This window comes from Flavobacterium sp. 2, from assembly GCF_049949195.1.
Lineage (GTDB): Bacteria > Bacteroidota > Bacteroidia > Flavobacteriales > Flavobacteriaceae > Flavobacterium.
In genome coordinates, this window is sequence record NZ_CP188206.1 from 467,716 (window position 1) to 483,929 (window position 16,214).

Sequence of the window (16,214 nt, forward strand, 5' to 3'; positions counted from 1 at the left end):
ACAAAAGTCCCCAAGTTTGGGGATTTTTTGGTTATAAAAATAGCTATGGTAATTGTAGAACATTGATTTTAAATTGTATAAAAAAATCATGTCTTCAAAATTTAAATTTGAAACACTTGATAATTTACTGTCAGTAACAATCTATAAATCTGAAGGATACGACTGTATTTTATTTAAAGTTTTAACTAATAAGAAACACCATGAAAAATTTTCAAGACGAAAAACAACGCGATTTATCCATCAGTACCTCCGATGGGACAAACAAATTTTTAACCACAGATCAGGGCGTGAAAATTAACGATGATAATAATTCACTCAAGGCCGGAGATCGAGGACCATCATTATTGGAAGATTTTATTTTAAGGGAAAAAATTACACATTTCGACCATGAAAGAATACCAGAAAGAATTGTTCACGCACGGGGTTCGGGTGCACATGGTTTTTTTGAAGTAACCAACCCAATACCGGAATTGACAAAAGCAGGTTTTTTGCAGGAAAAAGGACAAATAACGCCTGTTTTCGCTCGATTTTCTACCGTAGCAGGTTCAAGAGGTTCTACTGATCTGGCAAGAGATGCGAGAGGATTTGCCGTTAAATTTTATACGCAGGAAGGGATTTACGATTTAGTAGCCAATAACATTCCTGTATTTTTTATTCAGGATGCATCAAAGTTTCCCGATTTAGTTCATGCCGTAAAACCAGAACCGCATAACGAAATTCCGCAGGCGGCATCGGCACACGATACTTTTTGGGATTTTATTTCGCTAATGCCGGAATCTATGCATATGATTATGTGGGTAATGTCAGATCGCGCTATTCCGAGAAGCTATAGAATGATGGAAGGTTTTGGTGTTCATACCTTTAGATTGGTAAATGCTCAGGAAGAATCCGTATTTGTAAAATTCCACTTTAAGCCAAAATTAGGAACGCATGCCGTTGCCTGGGACGAAGCACAGAAAATTTCTGGAAAAAATCCTGATTTTCATAGACAGGATTTATGGGAAGCCATTGAAATGGGAAATTTCCCGGAATGGGAATTGGGCGTTCAGGTTATTCCGGCCGAAGATGAGCATAAATATGATTTCGATCTTCTAGACCCTACGAAAATTGTTCCCGAAGAATTAGTTCCTGTTACCATTGTTGGAAGAATGGTTTTGAACAAAAATCCTGAAAATTTCTTTGCCGAAACAGAACAGATTGCTTTTCATCCCGGACATGTAGTTCCTGGAATTGATTTTTCTAATGATCCGCTTTTGCAGGGAAGATTATTTTCTTACACCGATACGCAATTATCGAGATTAGGAAGTCCGAATTTTCATGAAATTCCAATCAATAGAAGTGTTGCTCCTGTACACAATAACCAGCGCGACGGACATATGCGTCAGGAAATCAATAAAGGACGTGTAAGTTATTCTCCCAACTCTCTTGGCGGAGGATGCCCTTATCAGGCAAAAATTGCCGAAGGCGGATTTGTCAGTTTCAACGAACGAGTTGATTCTCACAAAGTAAGAGCCCGAAGTGAAAGTTTCACAGATCATTTTGGTCAGGCCAAATTGTTTTTTAACAGCCAGACACCAGAAGAGAAAAGCCATATTGTAAAAGCGCTGCGTTTTGAACTTGGAAAAGTTGAAACTACAGCGATCAGAGTGAGAATGCTCGGTTTATTATCGCAGGTTGATCAGGAACTTGCAGAGAAAGTGGCATTAGGACTTGGCGCGACTGTACCGCCAATTTTAGAAACGCCAATAAACAAAGGCGTATCACCAGAAACAGAAGAAGCTGGAACTCAGGAACCGCAAACAGTAGATTCTTCTATTGAATCTTCCCAAGCTTTGAGCATGGTTAATAACCCGACCAATACGCCAACAATAGAATCCAGAAAAGTAGCCATTTTAGTATCTGACGGCGTTTCGGAAGCCGCTGTAATGAATATGAAAAACGCACTCAAAAAAGAAGGTGCCAAAGGCTGTGTGATAGCACCACATTTAGGTTCTGTATTAACGGATTCTGATGGAGCAATTGCCGCAGAATTCAGTTTCTTAACGGCTTCATCTGTATTGTTTGATGCTGTATATGTGCCACACGGATTGGGACTGAATGTATTGGCAGAAAATGAAGACGCGCTCGAATACTTAAACGATGCTTATAAACATTGTAAGGTAATTGGTGCCGATGGTGAAGCTTCAGAAATAATTAACGCTGCACCATTTGCTTCAAAAATTACAAATGACGATGAAGGCGTTATTGTAACCAGCGAAATTGCCAGCGAAGCATTTGCTCAGGAATTTATAAACGCAATGGCCAAACACCGTTTTTGGCAGCGTGAACCAAACTTATACAATTAATTCAAAAAAAATATAAAATGAAAAATTCAGAAAAACAAGGTCAGACTAACGCTTCACAACCAAAAGCGAGTCAGTCAAAAGATATAAAAAACAATGCAAAAGCCAATTTTGTAGAGCCTGCATCAGATGCAGCCACAGAATTGAAAGATTTATTTATTGACAGTTTGAAAGATATATACTGGGCAGAAAATGCCTTGGTGGGCGCTTTGCCAAAAATGGCTGCAAATGCATCATCTGCCGGACTTTCGGGAACTATTTTAGAACATCTTTCTGTCACTCAAAATCAAGTTTCCAGACTGGAACAGGTTTTTGATTTATTGGGAGAAAAGGCCGAAGGAAAAAAATGTGAGGCAATGGCAGGGTTGCTAAAAGAAGGAGACAGTATTCTTTTAGAAACGACTCCAGGGGCAGTCAGAGATGCTGGGATAATTGCTGCTTCACAAAAAATTGAACATTACGAAATCGCCACTTATGGAACTTTAGTGGCTTTTGCAAAAGCAATTGGCGAAAATGATGCTGCAAAATTATTAACGCAGACACTCGCAGAAGAAAAAGAAGCTGATTGCCTGCTTAACGATGTCGCTTTGAATTTGGTAAACATTGTAGCAGCAGAATAATTTCTAGCTAATACTATTTCTTGCTATTTTTTTATTTTACCTGGAAAACACCTGCAAAAACTGCAGGTGTTTTTTATTAGAATTAACTGAATATTTTCATTTTGGAAAATTTTGCAGGCTTTTTCTTTGTTTATAAGAATCTACTGTAAATTATATAAAAGGAGAAGTTTTACCTGTAAGAATTAACCTTTTGCTACTGATACATTTGTTTCAAATAAGCAAACATTTTAAATTTTTGCTTACCACTTCAAGTATTAAAAAATCAAACAAAATCATTATGCTAAACAATTTAAAAAAGACTAAAATAAACTCAGAAAAAGCAGTAACAACAGTACATGACCAAGGAGAATATTATGACATGATTGTGTTCTGCCATTTAAGATGGCAGTTTGTATATCAGCGCCCGCAGCACATCATTAGCCGTATGGCCACAACAATGAAAGTTTTGCTAATTGAAGAGCCTTGGCACAAACCAGAAAATCAAAACTTAGGCAGCTTAATGATTGTCAATGAAAATCTCCATGTCCTGCAGCCTAATGTTACGAGCATAGAGGCAATTGCTGGAATTATTCCTTCTTATGTAAAAAACAATAATATACCAGTTGGATGGTTCTACTCTGCATCATTTTGCCCGTTGCTGGAAACCCTTGAATTTGACACGATTGTTTATGACTGTATGGATGAGTTGTCTTTGTTTAAAGGCGCTCCTGCACATTTAATCGATCAGGAAAAATATTTAATGGCCAGCGCCGATATAATTTTTACAGGCGGAAAATCTTTGTATGAATCCAAAAAACAGTTTCACAGTGATGTGTATTGCTTTCCAAGTTCTGTAGATGAAGAACATTTTGCAAAAGCACGCAACGGCATTTCCATTCCGTCGGATATTGGAGATGTTAAAGCACCAATTGTAGGTTATTATGGCGTAATCGATGAACGAATTGATCTGAATTTGTTGCGCGAAACCGCTGAGAGTCTTCCAGAGGTTTCATTTGTTATGATTGGACCTTTGGCAAAAATAGAGGATCAAGATCTTCCTAAAGCTTCTAATATTCATTATTTGGGAATGAAAACTTATGATGAACTGCCCTCTTATCTTAAAGCTTTTGACATTGCGATGATGCCTTTTGCATTAAACGATGCTACAAAATTTATCAGCCCGACTAAAACTTTAGAATATATGGCGGCAGGAAAATCAATTATTTCAACCAAAATTGTCGATGTCGTGCGAGATTACAGCGACTGCGTCAGTCTTATAGAAACTACAAGCGATTTTACAGAGGCTATTACGTCTCTGCTGAATGAATCAAGCCAGCAGACAAATACTGAATATCAAGATATCCTCAAAAATACATGTTGGGACAGTACAGCAGAAAAAATGAAAGCAATTCTTAAAACTTTTACAAAATGAAACATATAGACATTTTAATTATAGGCGCGGGGATCTCAGGAGCTGTTTTGGCAGAACGGTATGCGTCAATTGGAAAACAGGTTTTAATTATCGAAAAACGAAATCACATTGCCGGAAACTGCTATGATTATATAGATGACAACGGGATTTTGGTATCAAAATACGGTGCACATTTATTTCATACCAATGAAGAATCGGTTTGGAAATACGTAAACAGATTTTCAGACTGGTATCCGTGGGAGCATAAAGTGGTGGCACGCGTTGATGACAAAACAGTTCCAATTCCGGTAAATATTACAACTGTAAACGAATTGTACGATATTAATATCACATCTGAAGAAGAAATGACCAACTGGCTAGAAGACCACCGAATGCCTTTTAAAAATCCGGCTAACGGAGAAGAAGCCGTTTTGAACCGCGTTGGTCCTGTTTTATACGAGAAAATGTTCAAGTATTACACTAAAAAACAATGGGACAAATATCCTATCGAACTTGACGCTTCTGTTCTGGAACGAATTCCAGTGAGAACCAATTACGACGATCGTTATTTTTCTGATAAATACCAGGCACTACCAAACGGAGGCTACACACAGCTGTTCAAAAATATCTTAAATCATCCTAATATTGAAGTACTTCTCGATACTGATTATTTTGATGTAAAAGACCGATACAAAGATTATGAAAAACTGTTTTATACAGGTCCAATCGACCAATTTTTCGAATTTAAGCACAGTCTTATTGAAAAGCTGGAATACCGTTCGATCAATTTTGTAAGCGAAACAATTGATGCCGAATTTTTTCAGGAAAATTCAGTAGTAAATTATCCAGGAATGGAAGTAGATTATACGAGAATCATTGAGTATAAACATTTTGGTAATCAAATATCAGAAAAAACAACTATCGTAAAAGAATTTACGGTCGACGAGGGAGAGCCTTATTACCCGGTTCCAAATCCAAGAAATCAGGAAATATATGCCAAGTATAAGAACGAAGCAGAAAATTTACTAGATGTCCATTTTGTAGGAAGGCTTGCGAATTACAAATATTTCAATATGGATCAGGCTTTTAAAAATGCACTCGACTTGTTTGAACAGCTGGAAGAAAATAATGAACCACTAAAAACTGCTGTTTAATGGAAATTTTCAACAGCTTTTTTATGGGAGGTTTTGAGTGTGCAGACCACATCAACCGATCTGGCAAAAGAATCAATCTTTTAAAGGAAACACAGCACGATATTCGATTTCATGAAGATTATGAAGCTTTGGTTTCCATTGGAATCAAAACAGTTCGCGAGGGCGTCTGCTGGAGCGAGGCGGAAAAACTGCCTGGAGTTTATGATTTTTCAGGAGTTTTAAATCGAATGCACGCGGCAGAAAAACTTGGCATTCAGGTAATTTGGGATCTGATACATTTTGGATATCCTGATGGTATCTATCCTACCCATCCTTTATTCTGCCAGCGCTTTGAACAATTTTGCGAAGCTTTTGTCCTTTTTTATAAAGCCAATTCAAAACAAGATTTGTTTGTAGTTCCTATAAATGAAATAAGTTTTTTGTCGTGGCATTCTGGCGACGTTCGTGGTACGGTTCCTTTTGCCGTAAATTCGGGTTGGGACATTAAATACCATCTCTGCAAAGCGGCGATTATTGGTATTAAAATACTTAAGAAATTAGATCCGGGCTGTAATATTGTTTTAGTCGAACCGCTCGTTAAAATACATCCGATTAATGAACAAAATGTCTCGCAGTTAAATGAATATCAGTTTCAGGCAATGGACGTTATTGCCGGACGAATCTGTCCTGAACTTGGAGGATCTGAAGATTTTCTAGAAATCCTCGGATTTAATTATTACTGGAACTGTCAGTGGAATATCGATGACGAAACACTCGACTGGCCGGATCCAGAAAACAAAAGAACTCTTTTTTCTGAATTGCTTCAATCTGCTTACAAACGATATAACAAACCTGTAATTATTTCTGAAACAGGGCATTTTGGAATTGGTCGTAAGCAATGGCTGGAAGAAATAACAGCGGAATGTCTTAAAGCAAAAGAGAATGGCACTGATTTAAGAGGAATCTGTATTTATCCCGTTACAGACAGACCAGATTGGGATGATCTTTCGAAATACTGTGACTGCGGGATTTGGGATTTAGACGAAAATAAGAACAGAATTCCGCATCAGGAATATATTGATATTGTATTGAAGTCTCAATTTTTTTTTGAGAAAAAAAATACTTTTTTGAATCAGATAATTAATCTTTTTAAATAAATGTTTAATGAAAATTTTAGAAAATGGAACTAAAGAAAACAATAACAGGAATTACATTCAGCGCTTTTGATCTGCTTCATGCAGGTCATGTTAAAATGCTTGAAGAAGCAAAATTATACTGTGATTATCTCATTGTAGGACTGCAGACTGACCCTACCTTGGACCGTCCAGAAAAAAATAAACCTACACAATCTGTTGTGGAACGTTATATTCAACTCACAGCCTGTAAATACGTCGATGAAATTATTCCGTATGCTACAGAACAGGATTTACAGGACATTCTGCAGACATTTCCTATTGATGTCCGAATATTGGGAGATGAATATAAAGACAAAAATTTTACAGGACGTGATTACTGTGAAAACGTAGGCATTAAATTGATATACAACAAACGAAATCATCGTTTCTCCAGTAGCGGACTAAGAAAAGAAGTTTATGAACGTGAATGTTTAAAAAAAGTATAAAAATGATACATCCAGATACAGAAGTTCGGTTTATAAGCCATGAAAAAGGATATGGTGTTGTAGCCACTAAGTTTATTCCGCGTGGCACAATTACATGGGTTCAGGATGATCTGGATCAAGCTTATACCAGAGAGGAGGCCGAAAAACTGCCTCCTTTTATTAAAAAATATCTTGACACCTACTCTTTTACCAATAAAAAAGGGGAATATATTTTATGCTGGGACAACGGAAAATTCGTCAATCATAGCTTTAATCCAAGCTGTTTCAGTACTGCTTATGATTTTGAAATTGCGATTCGCGATATTCATCCCGGCGAAGAGCTAACCGACGATTACGGTTATTTGAATGTAGAAAAGCCCTTTGAAGCAATCGACGAAGGTACACACCGCAAAACCGTATATCCTGACGATATCTTGCGGTTTCATGAACAATGGGATGCACTAATAAAAGAAAATGCACCTAAAGTATTTGAGGCAGATCAGGCTTTAATCGAACTGATTCCAAAAGAAATCTGGAATGAATTTGTGCACGCTGTCCATCATCCCGAACAGATGAAATCTATTTTAGAATGCCATTATCATCATACCTCAGCTTTAAACGGAAAAATACCCATACTATAAACTTAAAATTAAAGCAATGCCATCAGAAAATACAATCAAGTGCAGTAACGCTATCAAAGTAAAAAAAATGAATATTGCCTTTGCCGAAAGTGTTACGGCCGGCAGAATGGCCGCAGAATTCGCTATGACGCCACATTCGGGGAAAATTTTACGAGGCGGCATTGTTTGTTATGAAGTTTTTGTCAAAGAACAAATTCTGCATGTGCCCCACGCTGCGATTGAGAAATATACTCCGGAATCTGCCGAAGTAACCCAAATATTAGCCCAGCAGGCATCCAAAATGTTCAATTCAAAAATTACGGTCGCTGTTACCGGATTAGCGGCGCCTGGTGGCAGTGAAACGAAAGAAAAACCAGTAGGAACTATTTTCTTTCATATCATAACTCCTTCAGATCAGATTAAACATCGGGAAATATTTAAAGGTTCTCCGGAAGAAATTGTACTTCAAGCTGTTGACAAAGTCTCTGAACTTATATTAATCAATCTCCAGAGTTTATGATCAAAAAAAAAACTGTAATCAAAATAGATTACAGTTTTTTTTGGAAAGATTTATAATCTTATTCCTCCTGATCTTCTTCTGAAGCATCAAAATTAATGGTATTATAAGCCACTTCTGTTAAAATGGTATCTGCTTCTTTTTCTTCTTCCAAAGTCTGTTGCAATAAAGCTGCGGCTTCGTCTTCCTGCAAAGTCAAAGCAAAAGCAGCTAAGGTACCGTATGATGCGATTTCGTAATGCTCGATTTTTTGCGATGCGCTTATAATTCCAGCATCTCTCACAGGTCCTTCCTGGGTTTCTTCCATAATGCTTTCGCCTTCTTTGATAAGACCTTCCATTGCGTCGCATTTTTTTGCAGCTGCTTTTTCTCCTAAAAGTTCAAAAACCTGCTCCAATCGCTGCACTTGTCCTTCAGTCACAGTTAAGTGTGCATTGATTGCTGTAATCAAGTTTTCAGATGTCGCATTTTTAGCCATTTTTGGAAGCGCTTTTGTCAAAGCTTTTTCTGCCCAGTAAATATCTTTTAAACTGTCAATAAATAATTCTCTCAATCCTTCTGCAGCATTAGATTTTGCTTTAACTGCTCTTCCTCCTTTTGACTGAGTTGTTTTTGCGGGAGCTTTTTTAGTGTCCGTCTTTTTTGTTTCTGTCGTTTTCATAATTGTTTTTTTAATAATTAACTAAGCCAAATGTAAAGCTCAAACTAATGGTATGTTTACAGAATTTCGATCTGGTTTTATAAAATTAGCAGAACGCTAAAACACTGTAAACAAGGTAGATATTCTATAAAATGTATTATTTATTTTATAAAAACACAATCAGCTAAGTGATTAGATTTAAAGCAAACATTTAAATCAAATACTATGATACAAATTGTAGAAGCTCCATCAAATGTAGCTGCCTTTAGGGCTCTTGGAGAAGTCACAGCAGAAGATTATCGAACAATACTTGTTCCAGCAGTAACCAAATTGGCTGAAAGTATAAACGAAATCAATTTTTTATTTTTAATTGATACGGAACTAAAGAATTTTACCGCATCGGCCTGGATGGAAGATGCCTTATTAGGTTTAAAGCAACTGGGGAAATGGAACCGTGCCGCGATAGTAACCGATAATCAAAAAGCTATAACTTTTACTAATGGTTTCAGCTATTTTGTTCCTGGTGAATTCCGAGGTTTTAAAAAAGACCAGTTTTATGATGCTTTGCACTGGGTACACACAGGAGAAAAATCTGCCCCAAAATAATAATTCTTTTAAATATAGGAATATGTACAAAATTGAAGAAATACTATTAAATACCCGAAACAGAGAATATCCGCTTCCAGAAAAAAAATGGAAATATTATCAAGAATGGCATAAGACATTATTCTTTCATTGGGAATTGCCCGCTTATTTCTTGCAAGATTACATTCCGAAGGGAATTGAATTGGATACTTTTCACAATATGGCATGGGTTTCCCTTGTGATATTTGAAGTAAAAAATATGAGGCTGAGAAACCTGCCGCCTTTTCCTTTTATTTCTCATTTTCCTGAAATTAATCTCAGAACCTATGTGATCAAGGATGGAAAACCCGGAATCTATATGTTTTCGATCGAGACAAATAAACTGATAGAGGTTTTATTTACCAGAATGTTTATTGGACTTCCTTATCAAAAGTCCAAAATAAAAAGATCTCCCAATAGGCTGCGCTCCCAAAATAAAACTTTAAAGCAGCATCTTGATGTAAATATTGGAAAAATTAAGCCTTTGGCAGAGAAAACCCCGTTGGATTTTTGGCTTACTGAAAGACATTCCTTATATGAAAATTGCGACGAGGAGATCTGCCGATCTGATATCCACCATAAAGAGTGGGTCCTTAAGGAACTCGATGTTACTATAAATGACATTAATTATAATGCTGGAAAATATAGCGTAAATACATTTCCGGACAAAATCCAGTATTCAGAAAAAATCGATGTTCTTTTATGGGGTAAAGAAAAAGTATAACGCTTTAAAACCTGTAAATTATACAATTACAATCGGTCTTTAATGTAAAATAATGATTTAGAGTCCCTGTACATTTGGCTTATTAACGAATTTAAAAAAATATATTATGGCAACTTCAAACAACAAAAAAAGCACTGAGAGTGCTAAGGGATCAGACAAACAAACTGATAAAAAAGAAACGGCTTCAAAAAGCAGTTCAAAATCTGCTTCGGATACAAAAAAAGAATCAGGTTCGAATAAAAAATAACCTTTAAAAAAATTGTACTATGAATTTAGAAGAAAAAGAAAATTACAATCTGGAAGATCAGAATTTTCAAAATAGAGACCGATATGAAGATCCAGATATCGATGCACCGCCCGCTGATCATTCAATATCTAATAATGCTGAACCTGATTATGGAAATGATTTAGAAAACCAGGAATTTGGCACATCAGAATTTGATAATGAAGATCTTGGCAACGAAAAATCAGATATTGATGAATTTGCTACCGATGAACTTGACAATGATGAATTGGACGATGATTTTGACGACAATGAAATTGACAACGACGAGTTGGATGACGAAGATCTAGGGAATCTAGATGACGACGAAGGAACAAATCCTGATCGAAATCTTTAAAAATGTAAAAGCCGTCTAGTTTTAGACGGCTTTTATTATTACAGCTTTTCTTTTTTCACTTTAGTTAAAACTTTATTCTTTTTTTCTGATTTCCAATATTCCACAATTGTTATAAAGAAACGTATTAAAATTTAGTAAGTCATTTTTTAACTGCAACTCGCCAAAATTTGTACAAACAAATTGCATGATTCTATTATCAGCTTCAACAAACTTAATGGGAATAATATAAAAGATAAGACTGATTGTGTAAGCATAATATTGTGTGTAACTTAATTTTGGAAAATATGCTAATCAAAAAAATAAATCAAAGTTATAAGACTCCCAATTGCAGTTTTCATGTTGGTTTTAGTTTCAACCGCAAATTATAGTTTTTTAATAAGATGTGATGATGAAGATGACAAATCCGCTAAAAAGCAGCTTCTTTACAAAAGACATATACATTGGATTCAACAAAATTTAATTGATTTTATTGAATTTCAAGTTGCAATTTCTAACTCTAAAAAAGCAAACAATGAAAAATTTAAAAATACAACAAGGTAAAAGTTATTGTGAAAAATCTCATGCGATAATTTACACGGGATATAATAACGAATTAATATTCCGAAAAGTATATCAAGGTGACTGGGGTGATTGGGATGAGGAACCTGAAAATGATTCAAAATACAATAATCCTGAACTTCAAAGTGACTACAAATCCTTTAATGCAGATGTATAAATACTTTTATATGTTAATTATATAATCTAGTTTATATAATATACCATTCCCTAAGGGTCTTTATTTAGATAAATAAAATTTGTCATCATGATTTATACTCTCATACAACTTCTAATAATATCAATAGGGGCAACAACAGTTATGACATGGTTTAGTTATACTATGTCAAAAAGTTTCAAGGAATTATATAAAGAACCTGTTCTTCTGGCATATGCTACTGAAAAAATGAAAATAAGGCCGGCAGCGCATTTTCAAAAATCTCTAGGCTGGATGCTGCACTATTTAATAGGACTCTTTTTTGTTATAGGATATTACATTCTATGGACAAAAAATATCGTGCCCATCTCAATAATTGGAACTTTGTCCTTGGGTGTTATCAGCGGTTTAATTGGTGTCCTCAGCTGGATTATTATTTTTAGGATAACACACCATCAACCACAAATTGATTTTCGAGGCTATTACATTCAATTGTTTTTTGCCCATGTCATCTTTGCTGCTGTAGCATCAGTCCTCTTCTCTATTATATACTCCTTTAATGGTTAAATAAGCATATCTTTGTCTATTAAGAGATTTAAAACAGAAAAGTTAGACGAAAGTAAAAATTACAAATATTCTCTTCTGGAGGATTTTAATCAATTAATGATCAAATAAATTATACTTTATTACAAGCCGTATTTTTATGTGTCCCTATAATGTAAAAAGGCTTTTTAAACCTTCACATATTAAATTCTATTTTATAGAAATTCTTAATCATTTTTAAGCATACGAGTAACATTCTAAAATAATTGTTTTTCAGTGACTTTTGTTGAACTGAAATTTACTATAAAATCTCCAGCAATATCAAATAGGGACAATTTTGAACACTTATACTTTTATAGGTTCATTTATTACTTTTTAATGATTCAACGGCCAAATTGTAAAAGTATTACTAAATGTTTCTGTAAATTATGTTTTAAAATATAACATTTTCCTACATAATTAAACAATTAATAATCAACAGGTTCATACCTGAGCATCAGAACTAAATTTTTGAGTTGATAAACAAAAGTAACACAATATGACTCCTATTAATGCCATAATCATATCAGAAGAAAAAGAGACTTTTCAAATCTTAAAAAAATTTGAGGAGGAAAATTCGATGATTATGGAAATAATTGGCAACGCCGATAGTCTATTAGAAGGGATGATTTTAATAAAATCAAAAAAACCAGATCTTGTCCTCTTGGATATAGTTTTCAAAGATAATTTCTTTTTTGAAATACTCGAACAATTAGAATTTAGCATTCCCAAACTTGTATTTATATCATCAAATAAGGACTATGCTGTTAAAGCCTTTAAACACGACGCCGTTGATTTTTTACTAAAACCCATTGATTTCAATGCCATAATAATGGCTATTTATAAAGTAATTAAACGAAGGGAAATGGAGCGCTCCTATCAACATCAAAAAATTAATGATATAAAACTTTCAAACACTGTTAGTCAAAAAAACGACTATGTTGCCATTGCCTCTTTAGAAAAAATAGAACTTATACCGATGTCAGAAATTATTTTTTGCAAGGCAGATGGGAAATATACTGTTTTTATTCTGTCTAACGGAACCAGCATAATGTCAAGCAGAAATTTGGGTGAATACAGTTCCATTCTTGATAGCAACTATTTTTTTAGAATACATCATTCTTATATCATCAACCTTCGTCATATTGTTAAAATTTCGAAAAAGGACGGCTATTTCTGCGAACTTTCTAATGGAATAATTTTGCCAGTTGCCAAAAGGCGTCAAGATGATTTTAATAAATTTATAAAACTGAAAGATTAAAAAACAGTATTAGTTAACCTCAATTACTAACAAAATGAATAAACCTAATATTTCAGAAAGTAACCCGGCAAAAGGAAAAAATGATAGTACTGTTTATTATTTTGAAGAATCGTTGCATGAACTTGGAAAGATATTGGATTTTTCAATGGATCTCATTTGTTCATGTGATGAAGAGGGGAATTTTATCTGGATAAATAAAGCTTCAGAACGTATTTTAGGTTATAACCCCGAAGAGTTAATTGGTAGAAAATACACTAATTTAATAGTTCATGAGGATGCTGATAATCTGAAAACTGAAAATTTTGATTTTAGAAGCGCCACGCATGTACCCATATTTGAAAAAAAATTCATACATAAAAACGGCAATATTATTTATTTGCAATGGTCTGCTGTATGGGATGACATTAAAAAATTATGTTATTGCATAGGCAGAGATGTTACTGAGAAAAAAAATAAAGAAATAGCATTTGAAATTGAGAGACTGAGATTCTTTAATATATATTCACAGGCACCTTCCTATATGGGGATTTTAAGCGGTCCAGGTCATGTTTATGAATTGGCAAATGAACTTTATTTGCAATTAATTGGCAAGAGGGATATTATTGGAAAAACAGTAAAAGAAGTCTTGCCTGAACTTGAAGTGCAGGGAATTTTTGAAATTTTAGATCATGTATATAAAACAGGTGAAAGCTTTTCAGCTAATGAAATGCCCATAAAATTTGATCGTTATAGTAACGGAAAGCTAGAAGAGGTTTATTTAAATTTTATTTTTCATGCCCGTAGGGACGCTAACGGCAATATCGACGGAATATTTGTCTTTGGCAATGATGTAACTGAACAAGTTCTTTCGCGAAAAAAAATTGAAGAAAGCGAAAAAATGTATAAAGATCTAATCCATAAATTGCCGGTTGCCACCTACTCCTGCGATGCCGAAGGTCGAATAGTACTTTATAATAAGGCAGCAGCTGCTTTATGGGGAAGAGAAGCTGAACTAGGAAAGGATTTATGGCATAATTCATGGCGTATCAACAGTAATAAAAAAGAGCAAACTTCAGCTCTAAATTTATGTTCGTTGGCTACAGCACTAAAACAAGGCGATCCAATCCTAAATAAGGAAATAATTATAGAACGCCCGAATGGAGATAAGCGAAATGTAGTGCCATACCCCGTTCCGTTCTACAATACCGACGGAGAGATAACAGGAGCTGTTATTGTGCTTTCTGATATTACAGAAATGAAATTGGCACAAAAAGAGTTGAGAAAAAATGAAAAAAAATACAGGTATCTTTTTGATAACAATCCAATGCCAATGTGGATTATAGATTTAAAATCTTTTAAATTTCTGGATGTAAATAAAATGGCCATCCTGCAATACGGATATAGCCGTGAAGAATTCCTTTCTAAGACTGCTTTGGACATACGCCCAAATGATGATAAAATTCATTTCATAAAATCAAGTGATACCTCCCAGATTAATAAATCAAATTATAATAGGGGAATATGGAATCACATAAAGAAAGATGGAACTATTGTTCCTGTTGAAATCATCGCACATGATATTATGTACGAAGGAACTGCTGCAAGATTGATTCTTTCTAATGACATATCTGATCGTATAAAAGCAGAAACAAATCTAGAAAAAAGAAACAGGGAGCTCATCAAAACCAATTCGGAACTGGATCGATTTGTATACAGTGTATCACACGATCTACGTTCTCCCCTAACTTCAATTCTTGGTCTTATCTCTTTTATTGAGACAGAAAGCAAAGAAACTGATACTCTTAAACATGCCGAACTAATTCGGATCAGTATCAACCATTTGGACGACTTCATAAAAAATATATTAAGCTATTCACGAAACAACCGAACAGGGCTTGAAATAGAACAGATTTCATTAAATGAATTGATTTTTGACGTAGTCGATTCGCTTCAAAGAATGAAGGAAGCAAAAGGAATTCGTTATGAAATTGATATAAAGGAAGAAAAACCTTTTTACACAGACAGGCTGAGAATTACAACAATTCTAAAAAATCTAATTTCCAATTCCATAAAATATCATAAGAAAGACAAAACTGATAGGTTTGTAAAAATATTTGGTTATTCAGATGATGAAAATCTCCACTTTTCAATAGCAGATAACGGGATCGGAATTGATCCGGAGTATCATCAAAAAATATTTGAAATGTTTTTCCGCCTTTCGGGTAAAGATGGCTCAGGTATTGGCTTATACATTGTAAAAGATGCCGTTGAAATATTGCAGGGCTCTATAGAAGTACAGTCAGAAAAAGGGGCTGGAACCAATTTTAATATCACTCTAAAAAATTTGAAACCATGTTAAAAGAACTAGACCCAAAATTTGAAACAGTTATGATTATTGATGATAACCTAGTAGATTTATATATTATCTCGCGTATGATTACTAAGAATAATTTTGCAAAAAATGTGCTGCATTATACGGAGGCACAAGAAGCCATGAAATATCTGCAGGAGAATCAGGACAATATTTCAAAATTACCACAAATAATTTTTGTGGACATCTATATGCCTTTAATGTCTGGATTTGAATTTCTTGAAGTTTATGATACATTGTCAACTACTTTAAAAAATTATTGCAAAACATATATTATATCATCAACAATCGATAATAATGATATAGCACGATCAAGCGGAAATAAGAATGTCGTTTCTTTTCATGTTAAACCGATTACCAAAGAATTTCTTGACCGGATTGTTTAATAATCAACAAATATATTTTCAATAAAAACAAAATCGAATCGGTATTTTATCCCAACCATTAAGTTGGAAATCTTTTTATGATTTAAAAAATACTGAATTTATTTTTAATAATAC

Annotated in this window: 18 protein-coding genes; 17 read left to right on the forward strand and 1 reads right to left on the reverse strand. The window is 34.5% G+C overall.

What is annotated here, in order from left to right; translation table 11 throughout:
• Nucleotides 1-200: 200 nt before the first annotated feature.
• From ACNFIH_RS01920 to ACNFIH_RS01955, 8 genes are all read left to right on the forward strand, one after another.
• Nucleotides 201-2,345, forward strand: a complete 2,145-nt coding sequence (locus ACNFIH_RS01920) for a catalase (RefSeq protein WP_426485241.1) — start codon at nucleotides 201-203, stop codon at nucleotides 2,343-2,345.
• 17 nt (nucleotides 2,346-2,362) lie between these two features.
• On the forward strand, nucleotides 2,363-2,962 hold the full coding sequence (locus ACNFIH_RS01925; protein WP_426485242.1) for a ferritin-like domain-containing protein: 600 nt from the start codon (nucleotides 2,363-2,365) through the stop codon (nucleotides 2,960-2,962).
• A gap of 277 nt (nucleotides 2,963-3,239) precedes the next feature.
• Complete coding sequence (locus ACNFIH_RS01930; RefSeq protein ID WP_426485243.1) at nucleotides 3,240-4,373, forward strand: glycosyltransferase; 1,134 nt, start codon at nucleotides 3,240-3,242, stop codon at nucleotides 4,371-4,373.
• The gene (gene glf / locus ACNFIH_RS01935) at nucleotides 4,370-5,506 is read left to right on the forward strand and encodes a UDP-galactopyranose mutase (RefSeq protein WP_426485244.1); all 1,137 of its coding nucleotides are present in this window, start codon (nucleotides 4,370-4,372) and stop codon (nucleotides 5,504-5,506) included. The genes ACNFIH_RS01930 and glf overlap by 4 nt, the downstream gene beginning before the upstream one ends.
• On the forward strand, nucleotides 5,506-6,642 hold the full coding sequence (locus ACNFIH_RS01940) for a hypothetical protein (protein WP_426485245.1): 1,137 nt from the start codon (nucleotides 5,506-5,508) through the stop codon (nucleotides 6,640-6,642). Before glf ends, ACNFIH_RS01940 begins: the two co-directional genes overlap by 1 nt.
• A 23-nt stretch (nucleotides 6,643-6,665) precedes the next feature.
• Entirely contained in the window at nucleotides 6,666-7,106 is a 441-nt protein-coding gene (locus ACNFIH_RS01945) for an adenylyltransferase/cytidyltransferase family protein (protein WP_426485246.1), read from the forward strand.
• Between the two features lie 2 nt (nucleotides 7,107-7,108).
• Nucleotides 7,109-7,726, forward strand: a complete 618-nt coding sequence (locus ACNFIH_RS01950) for an SET domain-containing protein (RefSeq protein WP_426485247.1) — start codon at nucleotides 7,109-7,111, stop codon at nucleotides 7,724-7,726.
• 16 nt (nucleotides 7,727-7,742) lie between these two features.
• Entirely contained in the window at nucleotides 7,743-8,225 is a 483-nt protein-coding gene (locus ACNFIH_RS01955; protein WP_426485248.1) for a CinA family protein, read from the forward strand.
• A 58-nt stretch (nucleotides 8,226-8,283) separates the two neighbouring features.
• Here ACNFIH_RS01955 and ACNFIH_RS01960 read toward each other — a convergent pair whose 3' ends face one another.
• Entirely contained in the window at nucleotides 8,284-8,883 is a 600-nt protein-coding gene (locus ACNFIH_RS01960) for a ferritin-like domain-containing protein (RefSeq protein ID WP_426485249.1), read from the reverse strand.
• 204 nt (nucleotides 8,884-9,087) lie between these two features.
• Between ACNFIH_RS01960 and ACNFIH_RS01965 the strand changes: the two genes are divergently transcribed.
• The 9 genes from ACNFIH_RS01965 (at nucleotide 9,088) to ACNFIH_RS02005 (ending at nucleotide 16,100) form a co-directional block, all read left to right on the forward strand.
• Entirely contained in the window at nucleotides 9,088-9,468 is a 381-nt protein-coding gene (locus ACNFIH_RS01965) for an STAS/SEC14 domain-containing protein (RefSeq protein WP_426485250.1), read from the forward strand.
• 22 nt (nucleotides 9,469-9,490) lie between these two features.
• Complete coding sequence (locus ACNFIH_RS01970; protein WP_426485251.1) at nucleotides 9,491-10,210, forward strand: YqjF family protein; 720 nt, start codon at nucleotides 9,491-9,493, stop codon at nucleotides 10,208-10,210.
• A gap of 106 nt (nucleotides 10,211-10,316) precedes the next feature.
• Nucleotides 10,317-10,457 carry a hypothetical protein gene (locus ACNFIH_RS01975; RefSeq protein ID WP_426485252.1) on the forward strand — a complete coding sequence of 47 codons (141 nt, stop codon included), beginning with the start codon at nucleotides 10,317-10,319 and terminating at the stop codon, nucleotides 10,455-10,457.
• Nucleotides 10,458-10,476: 19 nt separating this feature from the next.
• On the forward strand, nucleotides 10,477-10,830 hold the full coding sequence (locus tag ACNFIH_RS01980; RefSeq protein WP_426485253.1) for a hypothetical protein: 354 nt from the start codon (nucleotides 10,477-10,479) through the stop codon (nucleotides 10,828-10,830).
• A gap of 511 nt (nucleotides 10,831-11,341) precedes the next feature.
• The gene (locus tag ACNFIH_RS01985) at nucleotides 11,342-11,545 is read left to right on the forward strand and encodes a hypothetical protein (protein WP_426485254.1); all 204 of its coding nucleotides are present in this window, start codon (nucleotides 11,342-11,344) and stop codon (nucleotides 11,543-11,545) included.
• Between the two features lie 87 nt (nucleotides 11,546-11,632).
• Nucleotides 11,633-12,088 (forward strand): hypothetical protein, encoded by a 456-nt coding sequence (locus tag ACNFIH_RS01990; protein ID WP_426485255.1) that lies wholly within the window; start codon nucleotides 11,633-11,635, stop codon nucleotides 12,086-12,088.
• Nucleotides 12,089-12,602: 514 nt separating this feature from the next.
• The gene (locus ACNFIH_RS01995; RefSeq protein WP_426485256.1) at nucleotides 12,603-13,364 is read left to right on the forward strand and encodes a LytR/AlgR family response regulator transcription factor; all 762 of its coding nucleotides are present in this window, start codon (nucleotides 12,603-12,605) and stop codon (nucleotides 13,362-13,364) included.
• 34 nt (nucleotides 13,365-13,398) lie between these two features.
• Nucleotides 13,399-15,702, forward strand: coding sequence for a PAS domain-containing sensor histidine kinase (locus tag ACNFIH_RS02000; protein ID WP_426485257.1), 2,304 nt, complete (start codon nucleotides 13,399-13,401; stop codon nucleotides 15,700-15,702).
• Nucleotides 15,696-16,100 (forward strand): response regulator, encoded by a 405-nt coding sequence (locus tag ACNFIH_RS02005; RefSeq protein WP_426485258.1) that lies wholly within the window; start codon nucleotides 15,696-15,698, stop codon nucleotides 16,098-16,100. The genes ACNFIH_RS02000 and ACNFIH_RS02005 overlap by 7 nt, the downstream gene beginning before the upstream one ends.
• Nucleotides 16,101-16,214: the final 114 nt, after the last annotated feature.

Coding starts and splice junctions, on each gene's coding strand:
- ACNFIH_RS01920 (WP_426485241.1), top strand. CDS start 201: ATGAAAAATTTTCAAGACGAAAAACAACGCGATTTATCCATCAGTACC.
- ACNFIH_RS01925 (WP_426485242.1), top strand. CDS start 2,363: ATGAAAAATTCAGAAAAACAAGGTCAGACTAACGCTTCACAACCAAAA.
- ACNFIH_RS01930 (WP_426485243.1), top strand. CDS start 3,240: ATGCTAAACAATTTAAAAAAGACTAAAATAAACTCAGAAAAAGCAGTA.
- glf (WP_426485244.1), top strand. CDS start 4,370: ATGAAACATATAGACATTTTAATTATAGGCGCGGGGATCTCAGGAGCT.
- ACNFIH_RS01940 (WP_426485245.1), top strand. CDS start 5,506: ATGGAAATTTTCAACAGCTTTTTTATGGGAGGTTTTGAGTGTGCAGAC.
- ACNFIH_RS01945 (WP_426485246.1), top strand. CDS start 6,666: ATGGAACTAAAGAAAACAATAACAGGAATTACATTCAGCGCTTTTGAT.
- ACNFIH_RS01950 (WP_426485247.1), top strand. CDS start 7,109: ATGATACATCCAGATACAGAAGTTCGGTTTATAAGCCATGAAAAAGGA.
- ACNFIH_RS01955 (WP_426485248.1), top strand. CDS start 7,743: ATGCCATCAGAAAATACAATCAAGTGCAGTAACGCTATCAAAGTAAAA.
- ACNFIH_RS01960 (WP_426485249.1), bottom strand. CDS start 8,883: ATGAAAACGACAGAAACAAAAAAGACGGACACTAAAAAAGCTCCCGCA.
- ACNFIH_RS01965 (WP_426485250.1), top strand. CDS start 9,088: ATGATACAAATTGTAGAAGCTCCATCAAATGTAGCTGCCTTTAGGGCT.
- ACNFIH_RS01970 (WP_426485251.1), top strand. CDS start 9,491: ATGTACAAAATTGAAGAAATACTATTAAATACCCGAAACAGAGAATAT.
- ACNFIH_RS01975 (WP_426485252.1), top strand. CDS start 10,317: ATGGCAACTTCAAACAACAAAAAAAGCACTGAGAGTGCTAAGGGATCA.
- ACNFIH_RS01980 (WP_426485253.1), top strand. CDS start 10,477: ATGAATTTAGAAGAAAAAGAAAATTACAATCTGGAAGATCAGAATTTT.
- ACNFIH_RS01985 (WP_426485254.1), top strand. CDS start 11,342: ATGAAAAATTTAAAAATACAACAAGGTAAAAGTTATTGTGAAAAATCT.
- ACNFIH_RS01990 (WP_426485255.1), top strand. CDS start 11,633: ATGATTTATACTCTCATACAACTTCTAATAATATCAATAGGGGCAACA.
- ACNFIH_RS01995 (WP_426485256.1), top strand. CDS start 12,603: ATGACTCCTATTAATGCCATAATCATATCAGAAGAAAAAGAGACTTTT.
- ACNFIH_RS02000 (WP_426485257.1), top strand. CDS start 13,399: ATGAATAAACCTAATATTTCAGAAAGTAACCCGGCAAAAGGAAAAAAT.
- ACNFIH_RS02005 (WP_426485258.1), top strand. CDS start 15,696: ATGTTAAAAGAACTAGACCCAAAATTTGAAACAGTTATGATTATTGAT.